The sequence below is a fragment of the Sphingomonas sp. J315 genome (genome assembly GCF_024666595.1).
Lineage (GTDB): Bacteria > Pseudomonadota > Alphaproteobacteria > Sphingomonadales > Sphingomonadaceae > Sphingomonas.
Window position 1 is genome coordinate 1,108,716 of the sequence record NZ_CP088296.1, and the last position, 23,712, is coordinate 1,132,427.

A 23,712-nucleotide genomic window follows, 5' to 3' on the forward strand; every position below is an offset into this window, starting at 1 on the left:
TCCGAAAAGCCGAGGCCCCCCGATCCGCCGCCACCGCCTACACTCTGCGCGAGAATGCCGTGCGAACCATAGAGATCGGTCATCAGCGCACCGCTGTTGACCACTTCCACGGTGCCGCCATTCCCGGCCGCACCGCCCGCGCCGCCGACGCCGACCGCGATCTGGATTGCCCGCCCCTTGGCGAAGGTGGGCGTGGCGGTCTTGAAGACTCTGGCACCGGTCTTGAGCGCGAACTTGGCCAGCATCCCGGCGCGCGCATTGAGCTGGGTCGCCGATGCGTCGCCCAGCCCCCTTCGCCGCCGCCGCCACCCACACTCTGGGCGAAGATCGCATGCGCGCGCGCGCCCAGCGTGGTGACCGCCGCCGTGTTGGTCACGTCAACCGATCCGCCATGGCCACCGGCACCGCCGCTACCCCCGACGGCCACGGTCAGCGCGATGCTGCTGCCGGTCACCGTGATCGCTGTCGCCGACGCCGAGGCATCGCCGCCCACGCCACCGCCTCCGCCCACGCTTTGTGCCTGAATGCCGTGACCCGCATCGCCATAGGCGTTGATCCGGCCATGGTTGCCGACCGTCACCAGCGACCCATTGCCGCCGCTACCGCCCGCACCGCCAACGGCGACCGAGGCGGAGAAGGATATTTTGGGACCACCACTGAGCGTATAGGCGACGGCCGATCCGCCCATACCGCCGCCGCCGCCGATGCTTTGTGCAAAAATGCCGCGGCTGTCGTCGCCGGCGACCGAGATCGCGCCCCAATTTTCGACCTCGACGCGCCCGCCGCTGCCGCCGCCATCGCCGCGACCGCCGACGGCAATGCCGATATCGACCACCGGAAACACAGTCGCGGTATAGCCCGAGCCGCCGGTGCCGCCGCCGCGACCGATGCTCTGCGCCACAATGCCGCTAGACCGGTCGAGATCGCCGGCGAGTGCGCCACGATTGCGCACGGTTACCAGTCCGCCATCCCCACCCGCCGATCCCGATCCGCCGACCGCGACCGTGAACAGGGCAAGTCCCTCGGTCGTGGCGTCGCCGCCATTGCCGCCGCCGCCGCCAATGCTCTGCGCCTGGATGATCGGCGAGTCATAACCTTTGGTCGCCAATGCGGCATGGTTGACGATCTCTACCCGGCCGCCATTGCCGCCATTGCCGCCGTCGCCGCCGATCGCGGCAGTCACCCCAACCGCGATACTGTCGGCATTGCCTGCGAAACCGCCACCGCCGCCGACGCTCTGCGCAAGCATCGCCGGCGCCTGATCGCCGGTCGTGACAATCGTACCGGTCGACTCGTTGGTGATCGTCACCGCACGCCCGTCGCCGCCTTCGCCGCCAAATCCCCCGATCGTCAGCCAGCCGGCCTGCGAACTTCCCGCGCCGCCGCCGCCGCCGATGCTCTGGGCGAGGATGCCGAGCGCGAGATCGCCGCCGGTGCGGATCGCCCCGCGATTGATGACCGTGACGGTGCCGCCATTGTTGCATCCCGCTGGCTGCAACAGACAGGCGAGCGTGCCATCGCCACCGCCACGCGCGCCGAACGCGACCAGTCCCGCCGCTCCGGCCGCCAGACCACCATCTCCCCCGATGCTTGACGCGAAGATGCCGTGGCCGCCATCGCCACCGGTGGTGATGGTGCCGCCATGAACGACGTCGATCCGCCCGCCGTCGCTGCCGCCCCCGCCACTGCCCCCGATAGCGATCACGCCGCCGCTGCTTCCACCATAGCCGCCGGAGCCGCCGACGCTCAGCGCCGAAATCCCCATCGCGTCCCTTCCGCTGGTGACGAGGGTGCCAAGGCTTTCAATGTCGATCGCGCCGCCGTCGCCCCCGGCACCGCCGCCCGCAGCATCGCCGAAAAAGCCGCTGGCGTTGCCACCAACGCCACCGCGAGCGCCGCGACTGAGCGCCGCGACTGCATGCGCCTCGATCCCCGCTGTAGTGATGCGTCCCCCGGTGCCGATCACTATTTCGATCGCGCCTCCGACACCGCCAGCACCCCCGGTGCCGCCAGTCGCAGCAGCGCCGGCACCAGCGCCCGCATTGCCGCCATCGCCGCCGATGCTCATGACCGCCAGCCCCGTCGCGCGGTTCCTGCAGTGACGATCGTGCCATTGATCGCCGCCGTCGCGCTGCCGCCGTCGCCGCCCCGGCCACCGTCACCGCCACGACCTTCGCCGAACACCGCGCTGCCGGTGCCCCCGGCACCCCCGCGGCCGCCCTGACTGGCGACGCGGCCGCCGGTCGCGTCGTTGCCGAGGGTCGTGATCGTACCCGAAAGCACAACGTCCACTGCCGCGCCGCCGCCGCCGGTGCCACCCGGCCCCGCTGCAGTCGAGAAAGCGCTGGACGTGTCGGAACCGTCGCCCCCTGCACCACCCCCGAAAAGGCATCGACACCATGCGCAAAGGCACCGGCGGTCTGAAGCGAACCGCTACTCGTGACCGACACCGCGCCGCCGGCGCCACCGCGCCCTCCGCCACGCGACGCCGCGACCCAGTCCGCGCCCGTCCCGCCGATGCTGATCGCATGGATCGCACGCGATTCAGCGCCCAGGGTCGTCACCGCGCCGGTGTTGACGATCGTGATGCGTCCGCCCGCTCCCGACAGCGGACCGAGGCCGCCGCCGCGCGCCGATTGAGCTCCACTCATGCCGCCAAGGCTCTCGACGAAGATACCCGACGTCGCGAACCCGTCGGTCGAGACCCTCGCGCCGGTCAAGAGGAGGACGTCGCCGCCCGCACCGCCACGCCCCGGATCCAGCGACGCCAGCAGTCCGGTCACACCGCTGTCGCCACCGCGCCCGCCATAGCTGCCGAGATGAACCCCGGCACCCAGATCGCCAATGGTCGTGAAACTGCCGGACAGGTTGATCGCGACCGAGCCGCCGTCGCCGCCGGCACCTCCGCGGCCACCGATCAGCGTGCCGGTCCCGCCCTTGCCCCCGCGCCCGCCACGACTGATCACATCGAGTGCCGGGGTGCCACCTGATGTCGAAATGTTCGCGGATATCGTTTCATCGACCGTCAGTCCCGCCGTACCGCCACCGCCCGGCACACCGGCGTCCGGGAAAGGTCCGGTCGTCGGTCCGTCCATCCCGTCAGCACTCGCGCCGCCACAGCTGAGTCCCACGCCGGCACGCACTGGGCAGCCGCACCCGCCGGCCCCAGCAGGACGAGAGCGGTCGCCGTACTTCCGAGAAGCGTCGCGATTCGACGAGTCATATATCCGTTCATTCTGTCCCCCGGATCTGCGGCGAATCCTGTCCGCGACTGATCCCGGCAAGGGTAGTCGGCGCAAAAGCGTGGCGGTTAGGCCACACGTCTCCGAGAATGTGCCCGACGTCTCACAGCCGTCGCGATGTCCGGAACCGGCACAGGAGGCAAATTAGCTCGTCTGGACAAGTTGTTACGATATCCCAACGACATTATCTGGTTTCTTTGCATGCGGGAGCGTTGCGCGCCGGGGCGGGACACGCGCGGCAACTTGTGACATCGTCTCACGCATGGCCTCAGTTGTTCATGCCGAACTGTCGACCGATGCCGTCCCGGAAGCGCAGCGGCTCGACTATTGGTTCTCGAATACGGGCGGTCGCATGGCTTGCACGCGCGCGAGCGCCGACGCGCCTGTCCATGCTCGTGTCACCGCGCTCGCCGCACCCGGCATCGAGTTCATGAACTATGAATCCCGCGGCTTCATCATGGACCGCACCAAACGGATGTGCGCGGCCGACGACCGGGATGAGATCAGCATCGGCCTGGTCGCGAGCCCGACCACCGGGGCAGTTCAGCATGGCCGCGAAATGAAGCTGCAGCGCGGCCAGCTCTACGTCATAGATTTCGGCCATCCGGTGAGCAGCGTCCTTCCCGATCATCAGGAAATGGCGATTTTTCTACCGAGAGCGGCGGTTCGCGCGGCGATTGGCGACGCCGTCGATGACCTTGGCGGGCATGCGCTGCGGACCAGCGGCATCGGCGGCCTGCTCGCCTCGCATATGCGCGCGCTCGCAGCCGAGGCGGCACGCCTCAGCGATGCGGAACGGGACGTTGCGATGCGGGTGATGGGTGAGCTCGCGCTTGCGGCGCTGAGCGCGCCCAAGGAGGTCGAGGACGAGCCCGAACCGTTCGCAAACGGGCTCTACGCCGCAGCACTTCGCGCCATTGAGCAGCATTGCGCGGATCACGAGTTCGATCCCGCGCGCCTTGCGCAGCTACTCGGCCTGTCGCGCGCTTCGCTTTACCGATTGTTCGGGCGGTATGAGGAAGGCGTCGCCGAAGCGATCTGGGCAGCCCGGCTGGAACACTCGCGCGCGCTCCTGCTGCATGACGCGACACTCTCGGTCACCGACGCGGCCTATCGCTCCGGATTTCTCGATCTGTCCAGCTTTGCCCGGATGTACCGTCGCCGCTTCGGCCATTCGCCACGCGAGGCGCGCGACGCGGCCAGGTGAGCAGTGCTCACCTTACGAATACGCTTAGCGCTTCGACCTGCTCGTGATAGACGTCGATCACACTTTCTCTCGACAGGTATTATTTATCGAACCCCGCTTGATGTTGGCTTATGGTCTTATTGTTCTGATGGTACTGGCCGTTTTAGCGGTGGCGCTTCACCTGCGGCGCAACACCTACACCAATCGAACTGCACGCGACCGTAAGCGTGACAAGATCCGCCGTGAGAAGAGGGGTGCCGAATAGCCGCAGAGAGCGAACTGAATGCAGCACCCAGCAGCGCGCGCCGCTACAGCAGGCCATCTTTTGCCCGAGTTCTATTTCTCTGCATAAAGCTTCGCAGTTCGGCAAGCGGTATCAAGTTCAGTCGGCCCACTTTCACTGCATTGATGTCGCCCTGCCTTATTAGCCGATAGAGCAGGGACGGCGCCATGCCGGTAAGCGTGGACGCTTCGTCGACACGGATACTGATCGGTTGCATTTTTTGGTCGATCATGAGGCCAATTCCTTTGGTCATGGGTGAACTGATACTCCACATTTAATCTCATCTGGTTTGCCCGGGCACCAGTATCTCGCGAGGGCACCAGAGGGCCTCCTGGAGGCATCTCAGGCGGCTCGGGTCGATTCTTGCAGCAAGGCAGATTATTCGTTTCGGCGCGCGCGGATCGACGATGTGAGAGCAGGCAGTGTTTGTTTGGCTGTCAGCCTGCCTCGGCTGCACTCAGAGCAGCAAGGCGCTCCGTGCAAAGCGCGCCTACAAGATTGCTCAGTTTCCCGACCGAGCGTGCCAGCGCATCGAGATCTTCGCGCGTAATCGCGTAGCTCGCCGAATAGCGCGCCTCGACATAGGCGCGTTTCAACCGCTCGAACCGCGCGCGGTCGGCCTTCGTTGCGCGCGGCCAAGCATCGACCAAACGCGGGTCCTTGTCCTCGGCGAGCGAGCGCAGAAACTTGATGTTGTGCGAGCGCGGGAAATACAGCGTCTGCACAAGCAGGAAGCAGATGTAATAGTGCTCGGTGGCCTGATGCAGCAGGAACGCCGCTTTGTTAGCTAACCCCTCCTGCTGGGCGTATCGCGCAAGCTTTAGAAATTCGTCGGCGCTCTCGTGCCATCGTTCACAATACTCGCTCGCCATGCGATGCGCGTCGGCAGCGGTAAGCGGCTTGGGCATTGCCAGTGAATGGCCCGGCAGCTCGTAAAGCGCGATGCCGTCGCGCGCGATGTCGATCCAGAAATACTCGCCGCGCGAGAGGCTGCGGTTCACCTCGTCTAGCGCATGGACGATGATGTTCACCGGGCGTGCGATGCTGGAATCGCGCGCGATCCTGTCCTCGGCGACGTACCAATAGTCCGCGATATCGGTGAGGTCAGCATGGCTGACGACGATCAGCAGATCGAAGTCGGACTGATAGCCATTGTCGGGTTCGTCGACCCAATCCTCGCGGGCATAGCTGCCGAACAGGATGATCTTGAGCACTTTGCCATTGCGTTTGTGCGCGGCGGTTGCAGAACCGATCGCCCTGTCGAATTCCTCGAGCAGGATAGCGCGCACGCGCTCGAGTTCGCGCTGCTGGCGCTCTGGAAGATGATCGGTCTCGGACCTCATTTTAGGTGCCTATCACATCAGTGATTCGGCTGCGAGATGGCGCGCCTTGCGCAGCTGCTCGGCCTGTCGCGCGCTTCGCTTTACCGATTGTTCGGGCGGTATCAGGAAGGCGTCGCCGAAGCGATCCGGGCAGCCCGGCTGGAACACTCGCGCGCGCTCCTGCTGCATGACGCGACACTCTCGGTCACCGACGCGGCCTATCGCTCCGGATTTCTCGATCTGTCCAGCTTTGCCCGGATGTACCGTCGCCGCTTCGGCCATTCGCCACGCGAGGCGCGCAACGCGGTTCGCTGACCCGGGTTCGCCCAACGGCGGCGGCGGACCTGCAGACGCGCCGCCGCGCGGCCCTCACACGAAGCGATTGATGAGATTCTCGAGCCGCTCCTGCTTGCCCGACTTGTGCTTGGGATCGAGGTTGGCGCTCACCGCATGGTCGGCGATGTCGGACAGGCTGGTGCCGTCGCGGTGGATCATCTGGCCCAGCTCACCGTCCCAACCGGCATAGCGCTGCTTCTTGAACGCATCGATGCGCCCGTCGGCGATGATCCGCTCGGCATTGAGCAGCGCCGCCGCGACGACATCGACCCCGCCGATATGGCCGTGCAACAGATCCTCGGCATCGACCGACTGGCGACGCACCTTGGCGTCGAAGTTGAACCCGCCGGTGGTGAACCCGCCCGCGCGCACGATCTCCAGCATCGCCAGTGTCGTTTCCTCGACCGAATTGGGGAATTGGTCGGTGTCCCAGCCATTCTGATGGTCGCCGCGATTGGCGTCGATCGACCCGAATATGCCGAACGCCGCCGCCGTCGCGATCTCATGCTCGAACGTGTGGCCCGACAGCGTGGCGTGGTTCGCCTCGATGTTCACGCACACTTCCTTCTCCAGGCCGTAGCGCTTGAGGAAGCCGTACACGGTCGCCGAATCAAAGTCGTACTGATGCTTGGTCGGCTCGTGCGGCTTCGGCTCGATCAGGATCGTGCCGGTGAAGCCGATCTTGTGCTTGTGCTCGACGACGAGGGCGAGGAACCGCCCGAAATTGTCGAGTTCGCGCTTGAGATCGGTGTTGGTCAGCGTCTCATAGCCCTCGCGACCGCCCCACAGCACATAGTTGGCGCCACCCAGCCGCTTGGTCGCATCGAGCGCCGAGCGGACCTGCAGCGCGGCCCAAGCATAGACTTCCGGATCGGGGCTGGTCGCCGCACCCGCCGCATAGCGCGGGTCGGAGAACAGGTTTGCAGTACCCCACAGCAGCTTGCGCCCGGTCTGGCCCTGCAACGTTTCGAGATGATCGACCGCAGTGGCGAAATTGCGCTGATAGGACGCAACGTCGGTCGCGGGCTCCATCACATCGACATCGTGGAAACAGTAAAAGGGCAGGTCGAGCTTCTGGACGAAGCCCAGCGCCGTCTCACGCTTCTGCGCCGCCGCCTGCGTCGGATCGGGATTGGCGAGCCAGGGGCGCTGAAACGTGCCCGCGCCGAACACGTCGGAACCCGGCCAGCAGAAGGTGTGCCACATGCACACGGCGAAGCGGAGATACTCCTCCATCGTCTTGCCGAACACGACGCGATTCTTGTCGTAGAAGCGGTAGGCGAGCTCATTGTCGCTCTCCGGCCCCTCGAACGCGATCGTGGGGAAGTCGGCGAAATAGTCGGCGGCGGACATTTTAGTGACCTTTCTTGGGCGTGATGCGGGGATAGGCTTGGCGGAACAGCGTTTTGCGCGCGGCAAGACGCTCGATCAGATCGGCTTCGGGTTCGATGCGCTGCGACACCGGCGGCGCGGCGCAGACGCTGGCGGGATCGCCGCCGTCGACGGCGAGCTGGGCGAGCCGCGCGGCCCCCAGCGCTGGGCCGACCTCGCCACCCTTCAGATAGACCAGCGGCACTTCGAACGCGGCGGCGATGATCCGGCCCCAATAGCCCGAGCGCGCACCGCCGCCGATCACCGACAGCTGCGACACCTGCGTCCCCGCATCGCGCAGCGCGTCGAGCCCGTCGGCGAGCGCAAAGGCGACGCCCTCCAGCACCGCCTGCGCCAGCCGGTTCGGATCGGTGTCATTGTCGAGGCCGAGGAACGCGCCGCGCACCCGCGCATCGTTATGCGGCGTCCGCTCGCCCGAGAGATAGGGCAGGAAGAGCTCTTCCCCCGTCCCCGGCCCGGCGGCCTCGGCGCGCGCGAACAGGTCGGCGGCCCCCGCAGCACCCGTCAGCCGCGCCACCCAGTCGATGCACGACGCGGCGGACAGGTGCACGCTCATCTGGTGCCACATGCCCGGCAGGCAGTGGCAAAAGGCGTGGACGGCGCGCGCCGGATTGGGGCGGAACTGGTCGGTCGCGACAAAGATCACGCCCGATGTGCCGAGCGACAGCAGCGCATCGCCGTCGCGCACCACGCCGACCCCGACCGCGCCTGCGGCATTGTCGCCGCCGCCCGCGACCACCGGCACCTGCGGCATGCCCCATAGTTCGGCGACTTCGGGACGCAGCGATCCGGTGACCTCGCTCCCCTCGTACAACTTCGGCATCGCCGCCTGCGACAGGCCGGTGGCGGACAGGATTTCGTCGCTCCAGTCGCGCCGGGCGACATCGACCCACAAGGTTCCCGCCGAATCCGACAGGTCCGACGCCTTGTCGCCGGTCATCATCAATCGGACATAGTCCTTGGGCAGCAGCACGGCGCGGACCTGCGCGAACAACTCCGGCTCATGCTTGCGCACCCACAGCAGTTTCGGCGCGGTGAAGCCGGGCATTGCGATATTGCCAGTGATCGCGCGCAGATCGGGGACCGCCGCCTCCAGCTCGTCGCACTCCAGGTCGCAGCGGCCGTCATTCCACAGGATCGCGGGGCGCAGCGGCTTGTCATCGCCGTCGAGCAGGGTCGCGCCGTGCATCTGCCCGGCAATCCCAACGCCACGGATCGACCGCCGGACCGCAGGATCGATCGCCTGCACCGCAGCGGTGGTCGCCAGCCACCAGGCGGCCGGATCCTGTTCCGACCAGCCCGGTTGCGGCCGCTGAACGGTGAGCGCGGCGGTGCCCTGCCCCGCGACGGCGCCGGTCTCGTCCAGCGCCACCGCCTTCACGCCCGACGTGCCGATATCGATGCCGAGGAACATCAGGGCAGGAACGGGTCGATGGTGGGGATCGTGCCGTCGGGATTGAACTTGAGTTCGGTCACCTTGGCGCTGCGCAGATGGTTTTTCCCGCTGAGCTGGGTGTCATGGTAGAACAGCCACCATTTCCCGCCCCATTCGATGATCGAATGATGCGACGTCCAGCCCTGCACGGGCTTGAGGATATGCCCCTTGAAGGTGAACGGGCCATAGGGATTGTCGCCGATCGCGTAGTTCACGAAATGCGTGTCGCCGGTGGAATATGTGTAATAATATTTGCCGCCGCGCTTGAAGACCCAGGCGGCCTCGAAGAAGCGTCGGTCATGGTCACCGCCCAGCACCGGCTTGCCCTTTTCGTCCAGGATCACGGCGTCGCGCACCGGCTCCGCGAACGTTTTCATGTCGGGGTTCATCTTGACGACCTTGCCCGACAGCGCGGGCTTGTCGTCCTGCATCAGGTCGGTGTCGGACCCGTTGGGATTATAGACGCCGTCCTTCCAGCGCTGCAGCTGCCCACCCCAGATCCCGCCGAAATACATGTAGCTTGTGCCATCTTCGTCGGTGAAGACGGCAGGGTCGATCGAGAAGCTGCCGGGGATATAGTTCGGCTCCGGCGTGAACGGCCCCATCGGATTCTTCGAGGTGGCGACACCGATGCGGAATGCGCCGAGGCCGTTCTTGTCCTTGGACTTATCGCGCGCCGGGAAATAGAGATAATAGGTGCCGTTCTTGTACGCCGCGTCGGGCGCCCACATCTGCTGCGACGCCCAGGGCACGTCCTTCACGTCGAGCGCGACCGGGCCGATCGTCACGGGACCACCGATCCTGTCCATGCTCAGCACGCGATAGTCGCGCATCGCATATTGATTGCCCAGATCGTCGTCGGGCACGCCGGCATCGATATCGTGGCTGGGATAGACGTAGATCTTGCCATTGAAGACATGCGCCGAGGGGTCGGCGACGAAGATTTCGGTGACCAGTGGCTGTTCGCGATAGGCGCGACCATCGGGCGACTTGGCGACAACGGCATTGCCCGCAGGTTCGGCCTGGTTATCGGCGCTTCCGGTGCTGCACGCGGCAAGGCATGCGCCGAGCATCAGGACGGACAGGGTCACGCTTCGCTTCATCTCTCTCTCCTATGGGTCGCATTCGGGTGAGACCTCACCGTTCTGGTAGCGCTAACACCGATTCGGGCCAACAGGTTTTTTGTTGGGGCTGGGCATTGACGGGATCGATGGCGCGCGCGATCGCCGCGCGGATCAGGCGGAGTCCGGGCGGCCTTCGTGCGCCATCGCATCGCGCGTATCCGCGAGCGCATATTCGACCAGCAGCCGCATTGCCTCGCTCGCCGCTTCGCCATCGCCCGTGACAATGGCGTCGAACACACGGGCATGATCGGGAATGGGATCGCGCGGCAGCGCGCGTGTGCGTTGCTTGAACCGCGTCGTCCACGCCACGGCCGCGCCGATCGACGCGCTGATCGCGACCAGCGCGTCATTGTCGGTCGCGCGCAACAATGCATCATGAAAGTTGCGATCGGCCGCCTGTCCCTCCGCCGTCGCCAGCGAATGCCGCCGCATCCCCGCCAGCGCATCGCGCATCCGCTTGATGTCCGTCTTGCTCCGGCGCAGCGCGGCGAACCGGGCGGCAGCGGGCTCGATCACCAGCCGCAGTTCGAACAGGCTGCGGATGAGCCGCGCATCGGGATCGCCGGCAAAGGCCCAGGCAAGCACTTCGGGATCGAGCAGATTCCATCGCTCGCGCGGCAGCACGCGGGTACCCGCCTTGGTCCGGCTTTCGACCAGCCCCTTGGCCGCCAGCACGCGCACCGCTTCGCGATAGGCACCGCGCGACACGGCGAGAGCCTCGGCCGCGGCGATCTCACCAGGCAGCACGTCGCCCGGCTGATACTCCCCCGACAGGATCGCCGTACCAATCTTGTTGGTCACCGCCCCGCGGAGGCGACGGCCCGGCCCGCGCATCCGCGCCGCTTGATCGCCGGTCTGCGCTGTTCCGGCCGCGTGTCCGGCCTCATCCGTTGCCATAGGAACGATCAAGGCCAATGGAGGGGGCAAGTCAACCGCAACCGGCACCGATCAGGGCACGGTTGCAGCCTCGCTGCCGAACAGGCTCGCCGCGCTGTCGAGCAGCACCGTCGGCGCGAACGGCTTGGTCACGACCACCACCCGGTCGAACTGTGCAGGCAGATGCTCGCGCCCATAGCCGCTGACGAACAGGAACGGCACGCCCCGCGCGGCCAGCGCGGCGGCGATCTCATCGACCATTTCGCCCTGAAGATTGCCGTCGAGCAGCGCGCCATCGACCTCTGCGACGCGCGCCAGCTCCAGCGCATCGGACCGCGCCGACGCCTGTCCCGCGACCGTCGCGCCTGCCCCGTTCAGCAGGTCGACCAGTTCGAGCATCACCAGCGGTTCGTCCTCGACGATCAGGAAGCGCTTGCCCGTAAGCAGGGCATGCCGACCGGCGGGTGCCAGCGCGGCGCTGCGGGCGATCGCGCGTTGTGCCGGGCCGAGCCGCGACTTGCCGGTGAACGGCAGGTCGAGCGTCCAGCGCAGTCCGTCGGGCGCATAGGTCGAGGTTGCAACGCCGCCCTCGGCCTTCAGGCTGCGCTCGATCAGCGCGGTGCCAAAGCCGCGGCGCGTCGGCGGCGTGACCGGCGGTCCGCCGCTCTCGATCCATTCGAGCCGCAACGTCGCGCCGCTGACGTGCCAACGCATATCGGCGCGCCCTTCGGGCACCGATAGCGACCCATATTTGTGTGCGTTGGTCACCAGCTCGTGCAGCACCAGCGCCAGATGCAACGCGGGCTCGGGGGCCAGGTCCAGCTCCGGTCCCTCGATCCCCAGCCGGTCGGGCGGTATCGCCCCGATCCGCAACTGCCCCTCGATCAACTCGCGCAATCGCGCCCCCTCCCAGGTCGCGCTGCTCAGCAGCGAGTGCGCCTTGGCGAGCGCATGGATGCGCCCGATAAAGGTCGGCGCGAAATCCGAGGGTCCGGTCGAATGGCGCAACGTCTGGGTCGCGATCGCCTGCACCGATGCCAGCGTGTTCTTCACCCGGTGATTGAGCTCTCCGATCAGCAGCCGCTGCGTATCCTCGCCCCGCTTGCGCGCGCTGACGTCGAGGATCTGGACATTGACCGACGTCAGCCTGCCCGCGGCGTCGTGCAGCGCCGAGCAATAGCATTCGCAATCGAGCATCACCCCTTCGGTGGTCCGCATCCGCAATGGCTGCATCTCGCGCACCCGCTGCCCGCCGATCATGTCGGCGATCAGCGCCGCGAAGGCCGGGCCATGTTCGGGCGCGATCCACTCGAACTCGCACGGGCGGAACCCGCACACCTCGTGCGCGCGCCAGCCGAACAGCCGCTCGGCACCGTTCGACCAGGCGAGGATGCGCTGCTCGCCGTCCAGCTCGACGACCGCGAGCGGCGAATTGTCGCCATGCGCCCTGAGCCGGCCCAGCGCCTCGGACAGCGCATCACGCTGCCGCGCGATCTCGCGGCGGTGCTGGAACAGCTCGACGAAGATGCCGACCTTGTTGCGCACGATCTGCGGATCGACGGGTTTCAGCAGATAGTCGACCGCGCCCGCCTCATAGCCGCGGAACTTGCGCATCTCGTCGGTGGCGACGGCGGTCAGGAACATGATCGGAATGCGCCGCGTCCGCTCGGTCCCGCGCATCAGCTCGGCCAGCTCGAACCCGTCCATCCCCGGCATCTGAACATCGAGCAGCGCGACGGCGAAATCACGGTGCAGCAGCAGTTCGAGCGCCTCGGCCCCCGATCGCGCGCGCACCAGCTCGACCCCCTCCCCGCTCAGCAGCGCATCGAGCGCGGCGAGGTTCTCGGGGATGTCGTCCACGGCAAGGACGGGGACCGGTTCAGGCGGCATCGCGCACCCCCGCCAGTGCCGCCGCATTGCGACGGAAAATCTTTTCGGGGACATCGAAATCGTCGAACCCGTCTGATTGCGACGAGAAGCGCAACGTCTCCTTCGACCCCAGCCCCAGGAACCCGCCGCGCACCAGCGATTCGCCGAAAAGCCCCAGCGCGCGATCCTGCAACGCCCGGTCGAAATAGATCAGCACATTGCGGCTCGACACCAGCTGCGCCTCGGTGAAGACGGAGTCGCTGGCGAGGTTATGCTCGGCGAATACCGCGCGGCGGCGCAGGCTCTTGTCGAACACCGCCGCACCATAGGCTGCGGTGTAATAGTCCGAGAGCGACGACTTGCCGCCCGCCAGCCGGTGGTTCTCGGTGAATTGCTGGATGCGGTCGAGGCCGAAGATCCCGGCTTCCGCCTTTTGCAGCGCCGCCGGGCTGATGTCGGTGCAGTAGAAGATCGTGCGATCCTCCAGCCCCTCCTCGCGGAACAGGATGGCGAGCGAGTAGAATTCCTCGCCATTGGCGCATCCCGCGATCCACACCTTGAGCGAAGGATAGGTGCGCAGATGCGGGATCACGCGCTCGCGCAAGGCCCGGAAATAGCCGGGGTCGCGAAACATCTCGCTGACCTGGATGGTCAGGAACGCCAGCAGCTGTTCGAATACCCCCGGTTCGCGCAGCAGCCTGTGCTGGAGCTGCGACAGGCTCTCGCACCCGAAATGCTGCTGCGCGCGCTCCATCCGCCGGTGCAGCGACGCGCGCGAATAGCCGCGAAAGTCGTAATGAAAATGCCGGTGGATCGCTTCCAGCAACAGATCGAGTTCGATCTCCTCGTGCGGCGCGAACACCTCCTTCATCGCGGCATCCATACGCGCACCAGACTGAGCAGTTTGTCGACGTCGAGCGGCTTGGCTAGATAGTCATTGGCCCCGGCATCGAGGCATTCCTGCTGGTCGCGCGCCATCGCCTTGGCAGTCAGCATGATCACCGGCAGGTCGCGGCCCCAGCTCGCCTTGCGCAGTTCGCGGGTCGCGGTCAGTCCGTCCATCTCCGGCATCATCACGTCCATCAGGACCAGGTCGACCGGCTTCTCGCCCGCCGCCGAGCTTTCCAGCGCGGTCAGCGCCTCACGCCCGTTGCGCGCGATGCGGACATCGACGCCGTGCGGCTCGAAGATGCTGGTCACCGCATAAACGTTGCGAATGTCGTCCTCGACGAGCAGCACGCTGCGCCCTTCCAGCGCTGCATCACGGGTCAGCGACTTGGCGATCAACGCCTGTTGCGGTTCGGGCAGGTCGGACACGACCTGATGGAGAAACAACGTCACCTCGTCGAGCAGGCGTTCGGGCGACTTGGCGCCCTTGACGATGATCGACTTGGAATATTTGCGCAGCCGCAATTCCTCGTCCGCGCTTAGGTCGCGGCCCGTGTAGACGATCACCGGCGGGAAGCCGAGGCTCTCGTCCCCGCTCAATTTCTCGAGCAGGTCGAACCCCGACGCGTCGGGCAGGTTGAGGTCGAGCACCATGCAGTCGAAGGTCTGCTGGCCGAGCAGCTCGACGCATTGCGCCGCCGAATGCGCCTCGATCGTCTCGACTTCGCGGCTGGCGAGCAGCAATTTGACGCTCTCCGCCTGCTGCGCATCGTCCTCGACCACCAGCACGCGGCGCATCCGCTGCGCCATCCGCGCTTCCAGCCCTTCGAGCATGTCGATCAGCTGCTCGCGCTTCACCGGCTTGAACAGGTAACCGACCGCCCCGCTCGACAGCGCGGCCTGGCTGTCGTCGTCGACCGACACGACATGAACCGGAATGTGCCGCGTGCGCACGTCGCGCTTGATCCGGTCGAGTACCGACAGCCCGGTGTGATCGGGCAGGTTCATGTCGAGGATCACGGCATGCGGGATATATTGCCGCGCCATCAACGCGCCCTCGTCCGCCGTTCCCGCGATCAGGCACTGGAACCCCTGTTCGTGCGCGATTTCGCACAGGATGCGCGCAAACACCGGATCGTCCTCGACGATCAGGATGACGCGCGCGTCGCCGGACAACCGCTCACGGTCATCCTCTGCCGGGACCACGCCGCGTTTCTTTCCCGGCTTGGGGTTGGACGGGCGCGCGCGGGTCGGTGCAGGCGCCGGAATTGGCGCGGGGCCGACCGCGACCGGCTCATAGACGTCGGGCAAGATCAGCGTGAACGCGCTGCCCTGTCCCGGTGCGCTCGCCACGCTCACCTCGCCGCCGAGCAGATGCGCCAGCTCGCGCGAGATCGACAGGCCAAGCCCCGTGCCGCCATATTTGCGGCTGACCGTCCCGTCGGCCTGGCGGAACGCCTCGAAAATCACCTGTTGCTGTTCGGCCGGAATGCCGACCCCGGTGTCGCGCACGGTGAATGCGATCCGCCCATCCTCGCGCGCCGCCGTCTCCAGCGTCACCGTTCCGGACTCGGTAAACTTGATCGCGTTCGACACGAAATTCTTGAGCACCTGCTCCAGCCGCTGCGGATCGGTCTCGATCTCGGTCGGCGCGCCGGGCGTGACCGCGACATCGAGCGACAGCCCCTTCGCTGCAGCCGCCGGCTGGAACAGCGTGCGCAGCTTGTCGAGCGTCGGCGCGATCCGGAAGCGGCGCGGCTGCAACTCCAGCTTGCCCGCCTCGATCTTCGAGATGTCGAGGATGTCGTTGATCAGCGTCAGCAGGTCGTTGCCCGACGTCTCGATCGTTTCGGCATGCTTGACCTGTGCGGCGCTCAGGTTGCCGTCGCGATTTTCGGCGAGCAACCGCGCCATGATCAGCAACGAGTTGAGCGGCGTGCGCAGCTCGTGGCTCATATTGGCGAGGAATTCGGATTTGTAGCGGCTCGCGGTTTCCAGCTCGCCGGCTTGCGCTTCGAGCGATGCCTGCGACCGTGCCAGATCGTCGCGCTGGATTTCCAGCTGTCGGGTCTGCTCCTCCAGCTGGGCATTGGTCTGCTCCAGCTCGCTCTGCTGCTCCTCCAGCCGCTCGGCGGCCTCCTGCAACTGGCGACTCTGCTGCTCCAGCTCCTCGTTATTCGCGCGCAGTTCCTCGCTCTGGACCTGCAGTTCCTCGGCCTGTTGCTGCGTCTCTTCGAGCAGTTCGCGCAGCTGGGTGCGGTATTTTGCCGACCGGATCGCGACGCCAAGCTGTTCGGCAACCCGCTCGAACAGCGCCAGCGCGTCGGCGGGAACCTCGCGAAAGCCCAGCTCGATCACCGCATTGGCCGCGCCATCGACGCTGGTCGTGGCGATCAGCAGATTGGCGGGCTTGGCGCTGCCCAGCCCCGACCCGAAATAGAGATAATCGTCCGGCACATCGGTCACGACGAAGTTGCGCCGATCCGCCGCCGCATCCGCCAGCAATCCGTCGCCCGGACCGAAGCGCTCCGGCACGCGCGCATCGGCGGGCACGCCCTGCGTGGCATAGCGCCTGAACCCGTCGCCATTGCGGATGAACACTGCCCCCGCCCGTGCACCGAGATAGTCGACCAGGAATTTGAGCGCGCTGGTGCCGAGCTGGTCGAGCGGCTGTTCGCCGCCCACCGCCTTGGCAAGCCCGACCTGACCGCCCTGCAACCACTCTTCGCGCTGGATGGCGAGGCGGTTGCGCACGAACAGGAATCCGGTGATCGCCAGCAGCCAGGTCACCGTCATGCCGAGCGAGCGGTTGAACACCGCGATTGACGGATCGACCCCGGCAGGGGCGAGCGTGAAGCCGAGAATGGTAAGCAACGTCGCGAGCGCCGCCATGATCGGCGGCACCACCGGTCGCGGCGCAAGATAGGCCAAGACGGTGGGCAGCATGTAGCCGACCCACACCGAACTCCCCAGCGGGTAGTTCAGGTCTGCGACGAACGGTACAAAGAGAAGAACGGCCAGGGCACCATAAAGCCACGCCGTCCGATTGGGCTTTTGCCCGTGCATGCTAACTTTCAACGCCTGATCCCGCCCTTAGCCCCAAAGCGACCAGCCTTAACGAGGCGCGCTGCATTCGGTTCCCGGACGATGATGCATTTATCGGCACCTGCATCTCGCGGTGCCCCCCGCACTGGGGTCAGCGGCGCTCCAGCGATTGAATCGCACGCGCCAGCTGTCCGGCGAGGCTCACCATCGCGCTTTCCTCGCGTCCGTCGATTCGAAGCTCCAGTCGCGCGTCGATCCCGATGTTGCGGCGGCGACGATAGTCCGCAGTTCCCTCGAGCGACATGCGCTCGACCGGGGCAGCGTCGAGCCGCGACTTTCGCGGTCGATCGGGTGACAGGTTCCAGACAGCAGGCGGGACTGGAATGACCGGGAGGGCGTGGGCGTCTGAAGATGTCGGGATGTCGATCGCGGTAAGCCGTGCGAGATACCTGTCGCCCGTCATTCCTGTGTCGCGCGGGGGCAATGCGACCGGGCTATACCGCTCCTCGATGGGCTCACCCCCGCCAACGCGCGCCTCGGCCATCAGCATGCCACGACTGTCGGTCGCGATGGCAGCCGTCGTGACCGGCTCAACGAGCCCGTCGCGTGCCAGCGCCGGCCCCGCAACCAACGCGGGACACAGCGCCACGATCATCCAGTTTCCCGACACCACTGCGTTCCCCCGATCAGTGATGCGCAGAATGTGCCGGATTCAACCGGGGTGTGCAATCATTGCCCGCCAGTCCGCTCGGTCTGCCAGCTGAACCGCAGGGCGGAGACCGCGCTCGGCTTCTTCGCGGGACCGCTGCGGGTCGTCGATCCGACCAAAGCGGAATCGATCAGCTCCTCGATCCCCGTGCCTGCGCCGCCATTGTTGCGCATCCGCGTTCCCGCAAGCGTCGGCCCGGCGGCGGTGGCGCAGGCCGCGCCGTCCTCCGGCCCCGGCACCACCGGGCATTGCGCCAGCCGCGCATAGCTCGCCGGGACGCCGTCGGTGACGTCGCTGACCAGCAGCACCAGGTCGTCGCGCAGGTCGCCGCCGGGGCTGGCGTCGGTCAGGCTGTATTGCAGCACGCCGCTCTCCCCCGCGCGCAATCGGGTCGGGTTGTCGGCCTTGATCTTGTATCGCCCGTCCTGCCCATCGAACAGCAGAATGCCGCCATCGGGAGAGAAGATCAGCGGGTTCACGTACAGGTCGGACTTGCCCGTGTTGGTCACCTTGATGAACAGCCAGTCGCAGCGCTGGAACCGGAAGCCGCCCACCTCGCTGCCGTCACCGCCGATGCGGCGCGCATCCTTGTCGACTGCATAATAGTCGGCGGTCGTATCGGGGCAGGCGGCGCCTGCCGGAAGCGCCTTGGGCCGCCCGACATAGAATTCGACCGACACGTTCTTCGCCGGATCCTCGCCCGGCTCACCCGTCGCGAGCGCGGGACTCGCCAGTACCCGCTGCAGGCGGCTGAACCGCGTTGCCTTGACCAGCGCGCCACCGATCGCGAAGCGCACGCGGATCGTCGGGGTGCTGCCGCCCTTGGCCAGTTCGGCGGCGAGATCGATCGCGCCAAAGTCTGCGGTCACCTGCCCGGGCGGCTGGGTCAGCGCCAGCCTGTCGCCGTTGAACGTCAGCACCAGATCCGCTGCCTCGCCCGGCTGGACGAAGGTCGCACCGACATCGGCGGGCTTGATCTCCTTGAGCGCCGCCAGTGCCGCCGCCTGTGCCGCGCTGGGGCTGGCGGGGGCGGCGGGCAGCGCGATGCGATAGTCGAGCTGGACCGGCTGCTGCTCGATCGTCGCGATCAGCCGCACCTCACGCGACAGCGGCTTGCCGTCGATGTCGCGGACATCGTTCCACGCCTCCGCCGGGATGTCACCGAACGCAGTCGGGACCAGGATCGCCTTATACGCATCGGCCCGTTCGACCCGACCGTAGAGGATCACCTTGTCCCCGGTCGGCGCGGCGAGCGCGAGGCCGACGATCGCCCCTTCGATCACGCCCTGCAGCTGGCCTGCGCTCATCTCCAGCCGTTCCAGCTTCACGGGATCGGTCGACTTGGTGTCGGCGGTGAACACGCGCGCGGGCTTGTACACCGCCCAGCTGCCTGCTCCTGCGGTCGCGCCACTCTTGACCAGCCCGCCCATCAGCGGCCGGTCGATATCGCCGTCGAATTCGGGGCGCGGTGCCTTGGGGTGCTTGTCGGTTCCGGCAGTCACGCGGTTGGCGAGGTCGCGATAGGAATAGACGCGCGGGTTGTTCCAGTTCGCCATCGCATAGACGGTGAGCAGGCCGTGCGGTGCCTGCTCGGCGGGATCCGCAAAGGCGGGGGCCATCGCCTGACGCGCCTGCACCGCCGAGGGTGCAGCCATCATGCCGACATAGGCGCCCCAGCCCGCTCCGCCCTTCTTGGTTTCGCCCGCCAGATCGCGGACAGAATCCGGCATCGCTGACCGCGACGAACTTGCGCGGCGGCAGCTTGAGCTTCGCCTCGATCGGCTCGGGCGGAGGCGCGTTCGCGTCCCGCTGCGAATCCCCGGAATGGCAGAAGTCGGCGATGAAGGTGACGTTGCCGCCCTTGGACCGGATCGCGTCGATTGCCGCGCCGATCTCGTCGTCGAGGATCGCATTCTCGACCTTGGTGTAGTTCGCGTCGGGCGCGCCGGTGTCATAGGGCAGGAACACCTCGTCGCGCCCGTCCGGCTCAGACCCGGCGACCGCCTCGACCTGTTGCACGCCATGGCCGGAGAAGCTGAGCAGCACCTCGTCGCCCGCCTGGGTGTCGATCGCCGCGCGCTTGAGCGCGCCGAGGATATTCTCGCGCGTCGCCAGTGCGTCGATCTTCAGGCTGGTGGCGCGCAGTCGTGGGTTCCCCTTCGACGCGAGCAGTTCGGGCGACGGCTTGTCGGCGAGCAGGATGATGTCGTCGCGCTTGGCCCCGGATCGCATCAGCGTCTCGGCGATCAGCACCGCGTCGTTGTACGTGCCGAGCAGCGGCGAGGCGATGCCCTCGCGATAACCCGCCACCGCGACGATCACGGCGCGAATCCGGCCCTTGGCCTCTGGCGCGGACGCGGCCGACGGCGCGGGGGGCAGGCCCGCCGCGATGAGCCCCAGGGCTCCGAGCGCCAGCATGATCTGCCTCAACATCGTCCGTCCCCTTCAGTTCGAAACGAGGATCGCGCGCGTCCACACGCGGCCCTTGTTTTTCAACGTGATACGATATTCCTCGGTGCGGCCCGGAGTCCAGCGACACAGCAGGTCGCGGCGCGCGAGTCCGGACGTCACCGGAGGACGATCGGTGCATGCGACGCGGCCCGCAGCATCGGTCACCGCCAGTTCCAGCGCCGCGTCGCCATCGCCGCGCACCCGCACCAGCGCCAGCCGCCCGCCCTCTGCCCGCGCGCGCATGGTCAATGTGCGCTCGGCGGGCAAATCATGGGTATAGACGATTGCGGCAGGCAGGAATCCGCGGCTCGCCTCGGCCTGCGCTTCCTCGATCGCCGCGATCTTGTCCGCATCGCCCCCGGCCCAGCCGCGCGCCTCGACAAGCAAAGCTGCGGGCGCGGTGACGGGCAATTGCTCGCTCGCGCTGGCGCGGCCGATCACCATCGGCGCATTCTCCGCCTGGACCAGCACGAAATCGCCGCTGTCCAGCATCCGCGCGGCGACCATCATCATATCGACATCGCGATCGGCGCGCGCGCGCGCGATCAGGTCGCGGACCAGCTCGGCGCGGGCGATCACCGCATCGGGCGGCGTGGCCTCGACATGGCCGTCATGCGCCACCGGCGCTGCGGCGACGGGCAGTGCGGCGAGCAATAGGGCTAAGGGCATCATCAGGCGCATCGGTCTGGCGCAATTCCTGCAGGTTCGAACGAGCCGCATCCTGGCCCTGCGCCCAGTCTGGCGCGACCGACAGGGTCTGACAATCGGGTCACCGCGTCGCGCCCATCCGCCACGCCGCCTCGACCTGTCGCGCAAAGATCGGCGCAAAATAGCGCAACTCGGCCTGCGCACCGGCATCGTAACCGCGAAAGCTGGCGATCCGCCGTTGCACACCCAGCGCCGCGCGGGCGTAGAATACCCGCGCCTCGCCAGGGCTGCGGGTCCGGGTCACCTCGCCCATCGCGACTGCCGCCATGATCGCGTCCATATTGTCCCAGATTCCGGTCAGCGCATGGGCGATCACCGCGCGGCGCAGATAGGGCTCCGCCTCGCCCTCACGCCCCAGTTCGCGCAGGGTCATGCCGAGCGCGACCAAAACCTTGCGCGTCTGCAAATGGTCGCGCCCGAACTGCGCCTCGTGCAGCGCCAGCGATCGCCGCAATGCCACCTCCGCCTCGGCGTGACGCCCCTGCCCCAGCAGGCCATAGCCAACCGCCATCAACGCGCCCGCGAGCGACGAACTGGCCTCCGCGACACCCGAATCGACCAATTTCAACGCGCGATTGAGGCTTGCCTCCGCCTCCGCATGCCGCTCGAGCATTGCGAGGACCAGGCCATGTTCGATCAGCACGCTGGCCACCGCATCGGGCGGTGCATCGGGGGTCGCGGTAAGGATGGCTGCGGCGCGGCGTAAAATCTTCTCGGCCTCAACCGCGCGATCCTGCGCGATCAGCATGATCGCCAGCCGTGAATTGATCAGCGCAGCGGTCGGCCCATCGGCGCCCTCGAACCGCATCACCGCGACCAGCGCGGCGCGGAGCAGCACCTCTGCCTCCCGGTCTCGTCCGCGCGCCTGGAGCAACATCCCCAGCGCAATCTGCGCCCCGACATGCTCCTCGCTGCCGGGCGTCGCGGACCGCAATGTGGCGCGCGCCTCCGCCTCGAACTGCGCGGCCTGATCGACCGGCGGTACGCTCTGCGCGGCTGCCGGGGCAGCCGCTAGTCCGAGCGCGATGCCAATCAGCGTCGTGCGCACGACGCCGGAGGAGCGCCGCGCCGCCACCTCACTTGCCCGGATCGCCGACCAGCGTGAACGCCGCCCAGTATTTGGGGCTGACGAACTGGCCCGTCCCTTCGCTGCGCACGGTCTTCATTGCCGCCTGTAACGCGCGCGCGCGCCCAGCGACATCGCCCTTCTGGATGTTGCCGAAGGTCTGCTGCATCAGCAGCGAGGTCGCTGCGTCGCTGACCGCCCAATGACTGACCAGCAGCGATCGAGTGCCTGCCTGGAAGAATGCGCGGGCGAGGCCCGACAAGCCACTCGCGTCCTTCCCGTCTCCCGCAGCAGTGTTGCACGCCGACAAGACGACGACATCGGCGGGGATCTTGAGCTCCGTCACTTCGGACATGGTAAGCAGCCCGTCGTCAAGTTCCGTGGCCTGTTTGGGCGGGGTAAACACAAGGCCCGGTTCGGCGTTGTCACCAACCTCGGTCGCGAGCAAACCGTGGGTCGAGAACACGACAAAGCGCGCTCCAGATATTGCCTTACTCGCCTTGACCGCCGTTTCCGTCGCAGCATCCCCGATCACCACGGTGGATTGCGTCCCGAACGACTTCTGCAGACTTTCCAGCTCTGCCTTAGCCTGCGGCAGATAGGCCAGCGCGCGCAGCTTTTCCGGATCGGCGAGCTTGCCCTTGTACATCTGGCCGGCCAACCCTGGGGTCACGCTGCGCCCGGTCTCAGGAGTATAGGCCCCGGCAAGCGTCGGTGCCCCATAAGCGGCAAGCGTAATCCCGCCGCCGCGCACCTGCGCGTAGCTGGCCGAACCGGCGCGAACGTCGCAGCCGGGATGGGCATCGGACGGCTTTTCGATCAGCAAACAGCGCAGCGAGCGCAACGCCGACACCGAGGGCAGCTCGGCCAGCGCATATTTGTCGATCAGCCAGGGGCTACCCGCGACCGCCGCCGGGTCGGTGTCCGATCCTTCCGGCGGCGCGGTGACGAGCAATGCCAGCGGAAGCGAGGTGAGCGGGCCGCTGACATTGGTCAACAGCACCTGCTTGCCCTTCAGCACCCCTTCGACCGGCGCGATCAGTTCCTTGTAAATCTCATGTGCGAGCTTGCGGTCGAACGCCTTGCCCTGTGGAGCGACGGCGGCGGTACCGGTGCCGGGCGGCGGCTGACGGCCCGATCCGCGCGCGCCGTCCACTTCCATGCTGGCACGCAGTAGATTGACCTTGGCGGCCAATGCGTCCTGTTTCATCGCTTCCGAGCGCGACCAGGTCGATCCCTCGCGCGTCACAGCCCAAGTGTAACTGGCGTCGTCGGACACGAGGATGACGACCATCGCCTCATCGGGGTTGAGCAGCTTCTGCACGGCGGCGATGTCGAGCGCCTTGGGGCGCGTCATGTCGAAATATTGGGGGAAATCCTTCGCGATCTTCGCTTCGATCACATCGACCTCGGCGCGCAGCGCGGCGCGGCGCTGGGTCAGCGCGCGACGTTCTTCCTCCGGCACCTGCGCGCCGCGTTCGATCAGCGCGCTGAACTGGCGATCGACCGCCTCCATCTCGGCAAGTTTCTTGTCGCGCTCCTGCTCCAGGACCGCGAGCGGACCGCCGCCCGCTGCAAAGCGCGCGGTGGTGCGGTCGAGCGCGGCTGCCGCGCCGGAAATCTGGGCATATTGCGCCGCCTCGAACGCCTCTGACCGCAGCACTTCGGGCGACGGCACCGGCTCGATCTTGATGTCGGGCGTGGTCTGGGCGGACAGCAACGCTGCAGCAAGCGGCAGGGCAACCGCGCACTTGAGTCTCATGGACGGGTTGGTGCGCGG

The 23,712-nt window shown here is 66.9% G+C and carries 20 protein-coding genes and 1 pseudogene; 4 read left to right on the forward strand and 17 right to left on the reverse strand.

All coding sequences use genetic code 11. The features are described from left to right. Positions 1 to 82 precede the first annotated feature (82 nt). Complete coding sequence (locus LRS08_RS05810; protein ID WP_260481435.1) at positions 83 to 2,068, reverse strand: hypothetical protein; 1,986 nt, start codon at positions 2,066 to 2,068, stop codon at positions 83 to 85. Beyond that, on the reverse strand, positions 2,065 to 2,292 hold the full coding sequence (locus LRS08_RS05815; RefSeq protein ID WP_257844540.1) for a hypothetical protein: 228 nt from the start codon (positions 2,290 to 2,292) through the stop codon (positions 2,065 to 2,067). Before LRS08_RS05815 ends, LRS08_RS05810 begins: the two co-directional genes overlap by 4 nt. A 107-nt stretch (positions 2,293 to 2,399) precedes the next feature. Between LRS08_RS05815 and LRS08_RS05820 the strand changes: the two genes are divergently transcribed. Both LRS08_RS05820 and LRS08_RS05825 read left to right on the forward strand, forming a co-directional pair. Further along, positions 2,400 to 2,990, forward strand: a complete 591-nt coding sequence (locus LRS08_RS05820) for a hypothetical protein (protein ID WP_257844539.1) — start codon at positions 2,400 to 2,402, stop codon at positions 2,988 to 2,990. Between the two features lie 514 nt (positions 2,991 to 3,504). After that, entirely contained in the window at positions 3,505 to 4,449 is a 945-nt protein-coding gene (locus LRS08_RS05825; RefSeq protein ID WP_257844538.1) for an AraC family transcriptional regulator, read from the forward strand. Between the two features lie 287 nt (positions 4,450 to 4,736). On the opposite strand, the gene LRS08_RS05830 is transcribed toward LRS08_RS05825, so the two are convergent. Further along, on the reverse strand, positions 4,737 to 4,943 hold the full coding sequence (locus LRS08_RS05830) for a helix-turn-helix domain-containing protein (RefSeq protein ID WP_257844537.1): 207 nt from the start codon (positions 4,941 to 4,943) through the stop codon (positions 4,737 to 4,739). Positions 4,944 to 5,148: 205 nt separating this feature from the next. Further along, positions 5,149 to 6,054, reverse strand: a complete 906-nt coding sequence (locus tag LRS08_RS05835) for a HEPN domain-containing protein (protein ID WP_257844536.1) — start codon at positions 6,052 to 6,054, stop codon at positions 5,149 to 5,151. Positions 6,055 to 6,090: 36 nt separating this feature from the next. Between LRS08_RS05835 and LRS08_RS05840 the strand changes: the two genes are divergently transcribed. Continuing rightward, positions 6,091 to 6,348, forward strand: coding sequence for a helix-turn-helix domain-containing protein (locus tag LRS08_RS05840; protein WP_257844535.1), 258 nt, complete (start codon positions 6,091 to 6,093; stop codon positions 6,346 to 6,348). A 54-nt stretch (positions 6,349 to 6,402) separates the two neighbouring features. Here LRS08_RS05840 and xylA read toward each other — a convergent pair whose 3' ends face one another. The 9 genes from xylA to LRS08_RS05885 form a co-directional block, all read right to left on the reverse strand. Beyond that, complete coding sequence (xylA, locus tag LRS08_RS05845) at positions 6,403 to 7,722, reverse strand: xylose isomerase (protein WP_260481436.1); 1,320 nt, start codon at positions 7,720 to 7,722, stop codon at positions 6,403 to 6,405. 1 nt (position 7,723) lies between these two features. After that, a complete protein-coding gene (gene xylB, locus LRS08_RS05850; protein WP_260481437.1) occupies positions 7,724 to 9,175 on the reverse strand; it encodes a xylulokinase in 1,452 nt (483 codons plus the stop codon). Then, positions 9,175 to 10,299: a glycoside hydrolase family 43 protein gene (locus LRS08_RS05855; RefSeq protein WP_257844534.1), complete on the reverse strand. Its 1,125-nt coding sequence runs from the start codon at positions 10,297 to 10,299 to the stop codon at positions 9,175 to 9,177. The genes xylB and LRS08_RS05855 overlap by 1 nt, the downstream gene beginning before the upstream one ends. A gap of 132 nt (positions 10,300 to 10,431) precedes the next feature. Further along, positions 10,432 to 11,217, reverse strand: coding sequence for a FadR/GntR family transcriptional regulator (locus tag LRS08_RS05860; RefSeq protein ID WP_374580770.1), 786 nt, complete (start codon positions 11,215 to 11,217; stop codon positions 10,432 to 10,434). Positions 11,218 to 11,268: 51 nt separating this feature from the next. Next, on the reverse strand, positions 11,269 to 13,086 hold the full coding sequence (locus LRS08_RS05865) for a response regulator (RefSeq protein WP_257844533.1): 1,818 nt from the start codon (positions 13,084 to 13,086) through the stop codon (positions 11,269 to 11,271). Next, positions 13,076 to 13,948, reverse strand: coding sequence for a protein-glutamate O-methyltransferase CheR (locus tag LRS08_RS05870; RefSeq protein WP_257844532.1), 873 nt, complete (start codon positions 13,946 to 13,948; stop codon positions 13,076 to 13,078). The genes LRS08_RS05865 and LRS08_RS05870 overlap by 11 nt, the downstream gene beginning before the upstream one ends. Further along, positions 13,933 to 17,019: a response regulator gene (locus LRS08_RS05875; RefSeq protein WP_257845484.1), complete on the reverse strand. Its 3,087-nt coding sequence runs from the start codon at positions 17,017 to 17,019 to the stop codon at positions 13,933 to 13,935. The genes LRS08_RS05870 and LRS08_RS05875 overlap by 16 nt, the downstream gene beginning before the upstream one ends. A 130-nt stretch (positions 17,020 to 17,149) precedes the next feature. After that, positions 17,150 to 17,653: a hypothetical protein gene (locus LRS08_RS05880; RefSeq protein WP_257844531.1), complete on the reverse strand. Its 504-nt coding sequence runs from the start codon at positions 17,651 to 17,653 to the stop codon at positions 17,150 to 17,152. Positions 17,654 to 17,727: 74 nt separating this feature from the next. Next, positions 17,728 to 19,437 (reverse strand): hypothetical protein, encoded by a 1,710-nt coding sequence (locus LRS08_RS05885; RefSeq protein WP_260481438.1) that lies wholly within the window; start codon positions 19,435 to 19,437, stop codon positions 17,728 to 17,730. A gap of 17 nt (positions 19,438 to 19,454) precedes the next feature. Here LRS08_RS05885 and LRS08_RS05890 point away from each other — a divergent pair, with 17 nt between their 5' ends. Further along, positions 19,455 to 19,637, forward strand: coding sequence for a hypothetical protein (locus tag LRS08_RS05890; protein ID WP_260481439.1), 183 nt, complete (start codon positions 19,455 to 19,457; stop codon positions 19,635 to 19,637). On the opposite strand, the pseudogene LRS08_RS20230 reads toward LRS08_RS05890, so the two are convergent. The 4 genes and pseudogenes from LRS08_RS20230 to LRS08_RS05910 all read right to left on the reverse strand — a co-directional run. Next, positions 19,577 to 20,140: pseudogene (locus LRS08_RS20230) on the reverse strand (caspase family protein); the annotation flags it as partial. The gene LRS08_RS05890 and the pseudogene LRS08_RS20230 sit on opposite strands and share 61 nt — an antisense overlap. Before the next feature lie 12 nt (positions 20,141 to 20,152). Further along, positions 20,153 to 20,830, reverse strand: coding sequence for a hypothetical protein (locus tag LRS08_RS05900; protein WP_260481441.1), 678 nt, complete (start codon positions 20,828 to 20,830; stop codon positions 20,153 to 20,155). A 97-nt stretch (positions 20,831 to 20,927) separates the two neighbouring features. Continuing rightward, positions 20,928 to 21,941, reverse strand: a complete 1,014-nt coding sequence (locus LRS08_RS05905; RefSeq protein WP_257844526.1) for a tetratricopeptide repeat protein — start codon at positions 21,939 to 21,941, stop codon at positions 20,928 to 20,930. A gap of 1 nt (position 21,942) precedes the next feature. Next, on the reverse strand, positions 21,943 to 23,694 hold the full coding sequence (locus LRS08_RS05910) for a CHAT domain-containing protein (RefSeq protein WP_257844525.1): 1,752 nt from the start codon (positions 23,692 to 23,694) through the stop codon (positions 21,943 to 21,945). Between the last annotated feature and the right edge of the window lie 18 nt (positions 23,695 to 23,712).

Excerpts from the sequence above, each read along its gene's own strand:
- LRS08_RS05810 (WP_260481435.1), bottom strand. The coding sequence starts at position 2,068 with ATGAGCATCGGCGGCGATGGCGGCAATGCGGGCGCTGGTGCCGGCGCT.
- LRS08_RS05820 (WP_257844539.1), top strand. The coding sequence starts at position 2,400 with ATGCGCAAAGGCACCGGCGGTCTGAAGCGAACCGCTACTCGTGACCGA.
- LRS08_RS05825 (WP_257844538.1), top strand. The coding sequence starts at position 3,505 with ATGGCCTCAGTTGTTCATGCCGAACTGTCGACCGATGCCGTCCCGGAA.
- LRS08_RS05830 (WP_257844537.1), bottom strand. The coding sequence starts at position 4,943 with ATGATCGACCAAAAAATGCAACCGATCAGTATCCGTGTCGACGAAGCG.
- LRS08_RS05835 (WP_257844536.1), bottom strand. The coding sequence starts at position 6,054 with ATGAGGTCCGAGACCGATCATCTTCCAGAGCGCCAGCAGCGCGAACTC.
- LRS08_RS05840 (WP_257844535.1), top strand. The coding sequence starts at position 6,091 with ATGGCGCGCCTTGCGCAGCTGCTCGGCCTGTCGCGCGCTTCGCTTTAC.
- xylA (WP_260481436.1), bottom strand. The coding sequence starts at position 7,722 with ATGTCCGCCGCCGACTATTTCGCCGACTTCCCCACGATCGCGTTCGAG.
- xylB (WP_260481437.1), bottom strand. The coding sequence starts at position 9,175 with ATGTTCCTCGGCATCGATATCGGCACGTCGGGCGTGAAGGCGGTGGCG.
- LRS08_RS05855 (WP_257844534.1), bottom strand. The coding sequence starts at position 10,299 with ATGAAGCGAAGCGTGACCCTGTCCGTCCTGATGCTCGGCGCATGCCTT.
- LRS08_RS05860 (WP_374580770.1), bottom strand. The coding sequence starts at position 11,217 with ATGGCAACGGATGAGGCCGGACACGCGGCCGGAACAGCGCAGACCGGC.
- LRS08_RS05865 (WP_257844533.1), bottom strand. The coding sequence starts at position 13,086 with ATGCCGCCTGAACCGGTCCCCGTCCTTGCCGTGGACGACATCCCCGAG.
- LRS08_RS05870 (WP_257844532.1), bottom strand. The coding sequence starts at position 13,948 with ATGGATGCCGCGATGAAGGAGGTGTTCGCGCCGCACGAGGAGATCGAA.
- LRS08_RS05875 (WP_257845484.1), bottom strand. The coding sequence starts at position 17,019 with ATGCACGGGCAAAAGCCCAATCGGACGGCGTGGCTTTATGGTGCCCTG.
- LRS08_RS05880 (WP_257844531.1), bottom strand. The coding sequence starts at position 17,653 with ATGATCGTGGCGCTGTGTCCCGCGTTGGTTGCGGGGCCGGCGCTGGCA.
- LRS08_RS05885 (WP_260481438.1), bottom strand. The coding sequence starts at position 19,437 with ATGCCGGATTCTGTCCGCGATCTGGCGGGCGAAACCAAGAAGGGCGGA.
- LRS08_RS05900 (WP_260481441.1), bottom strand. The coding sequence starts at position 20,830 with ATGATGCCCTTAGCCCTATTGCTCGCCGCACTGCCCGTCGCCGCAGCG.
- LRS08_RS05910 (WP_257844525.1), bottom strand. The coding sequence starts at position 23,694 with ATGAGACTCAAGTGCGCGGTTGCCCTGCCGCTTGCTGCAGCGTTGCTG.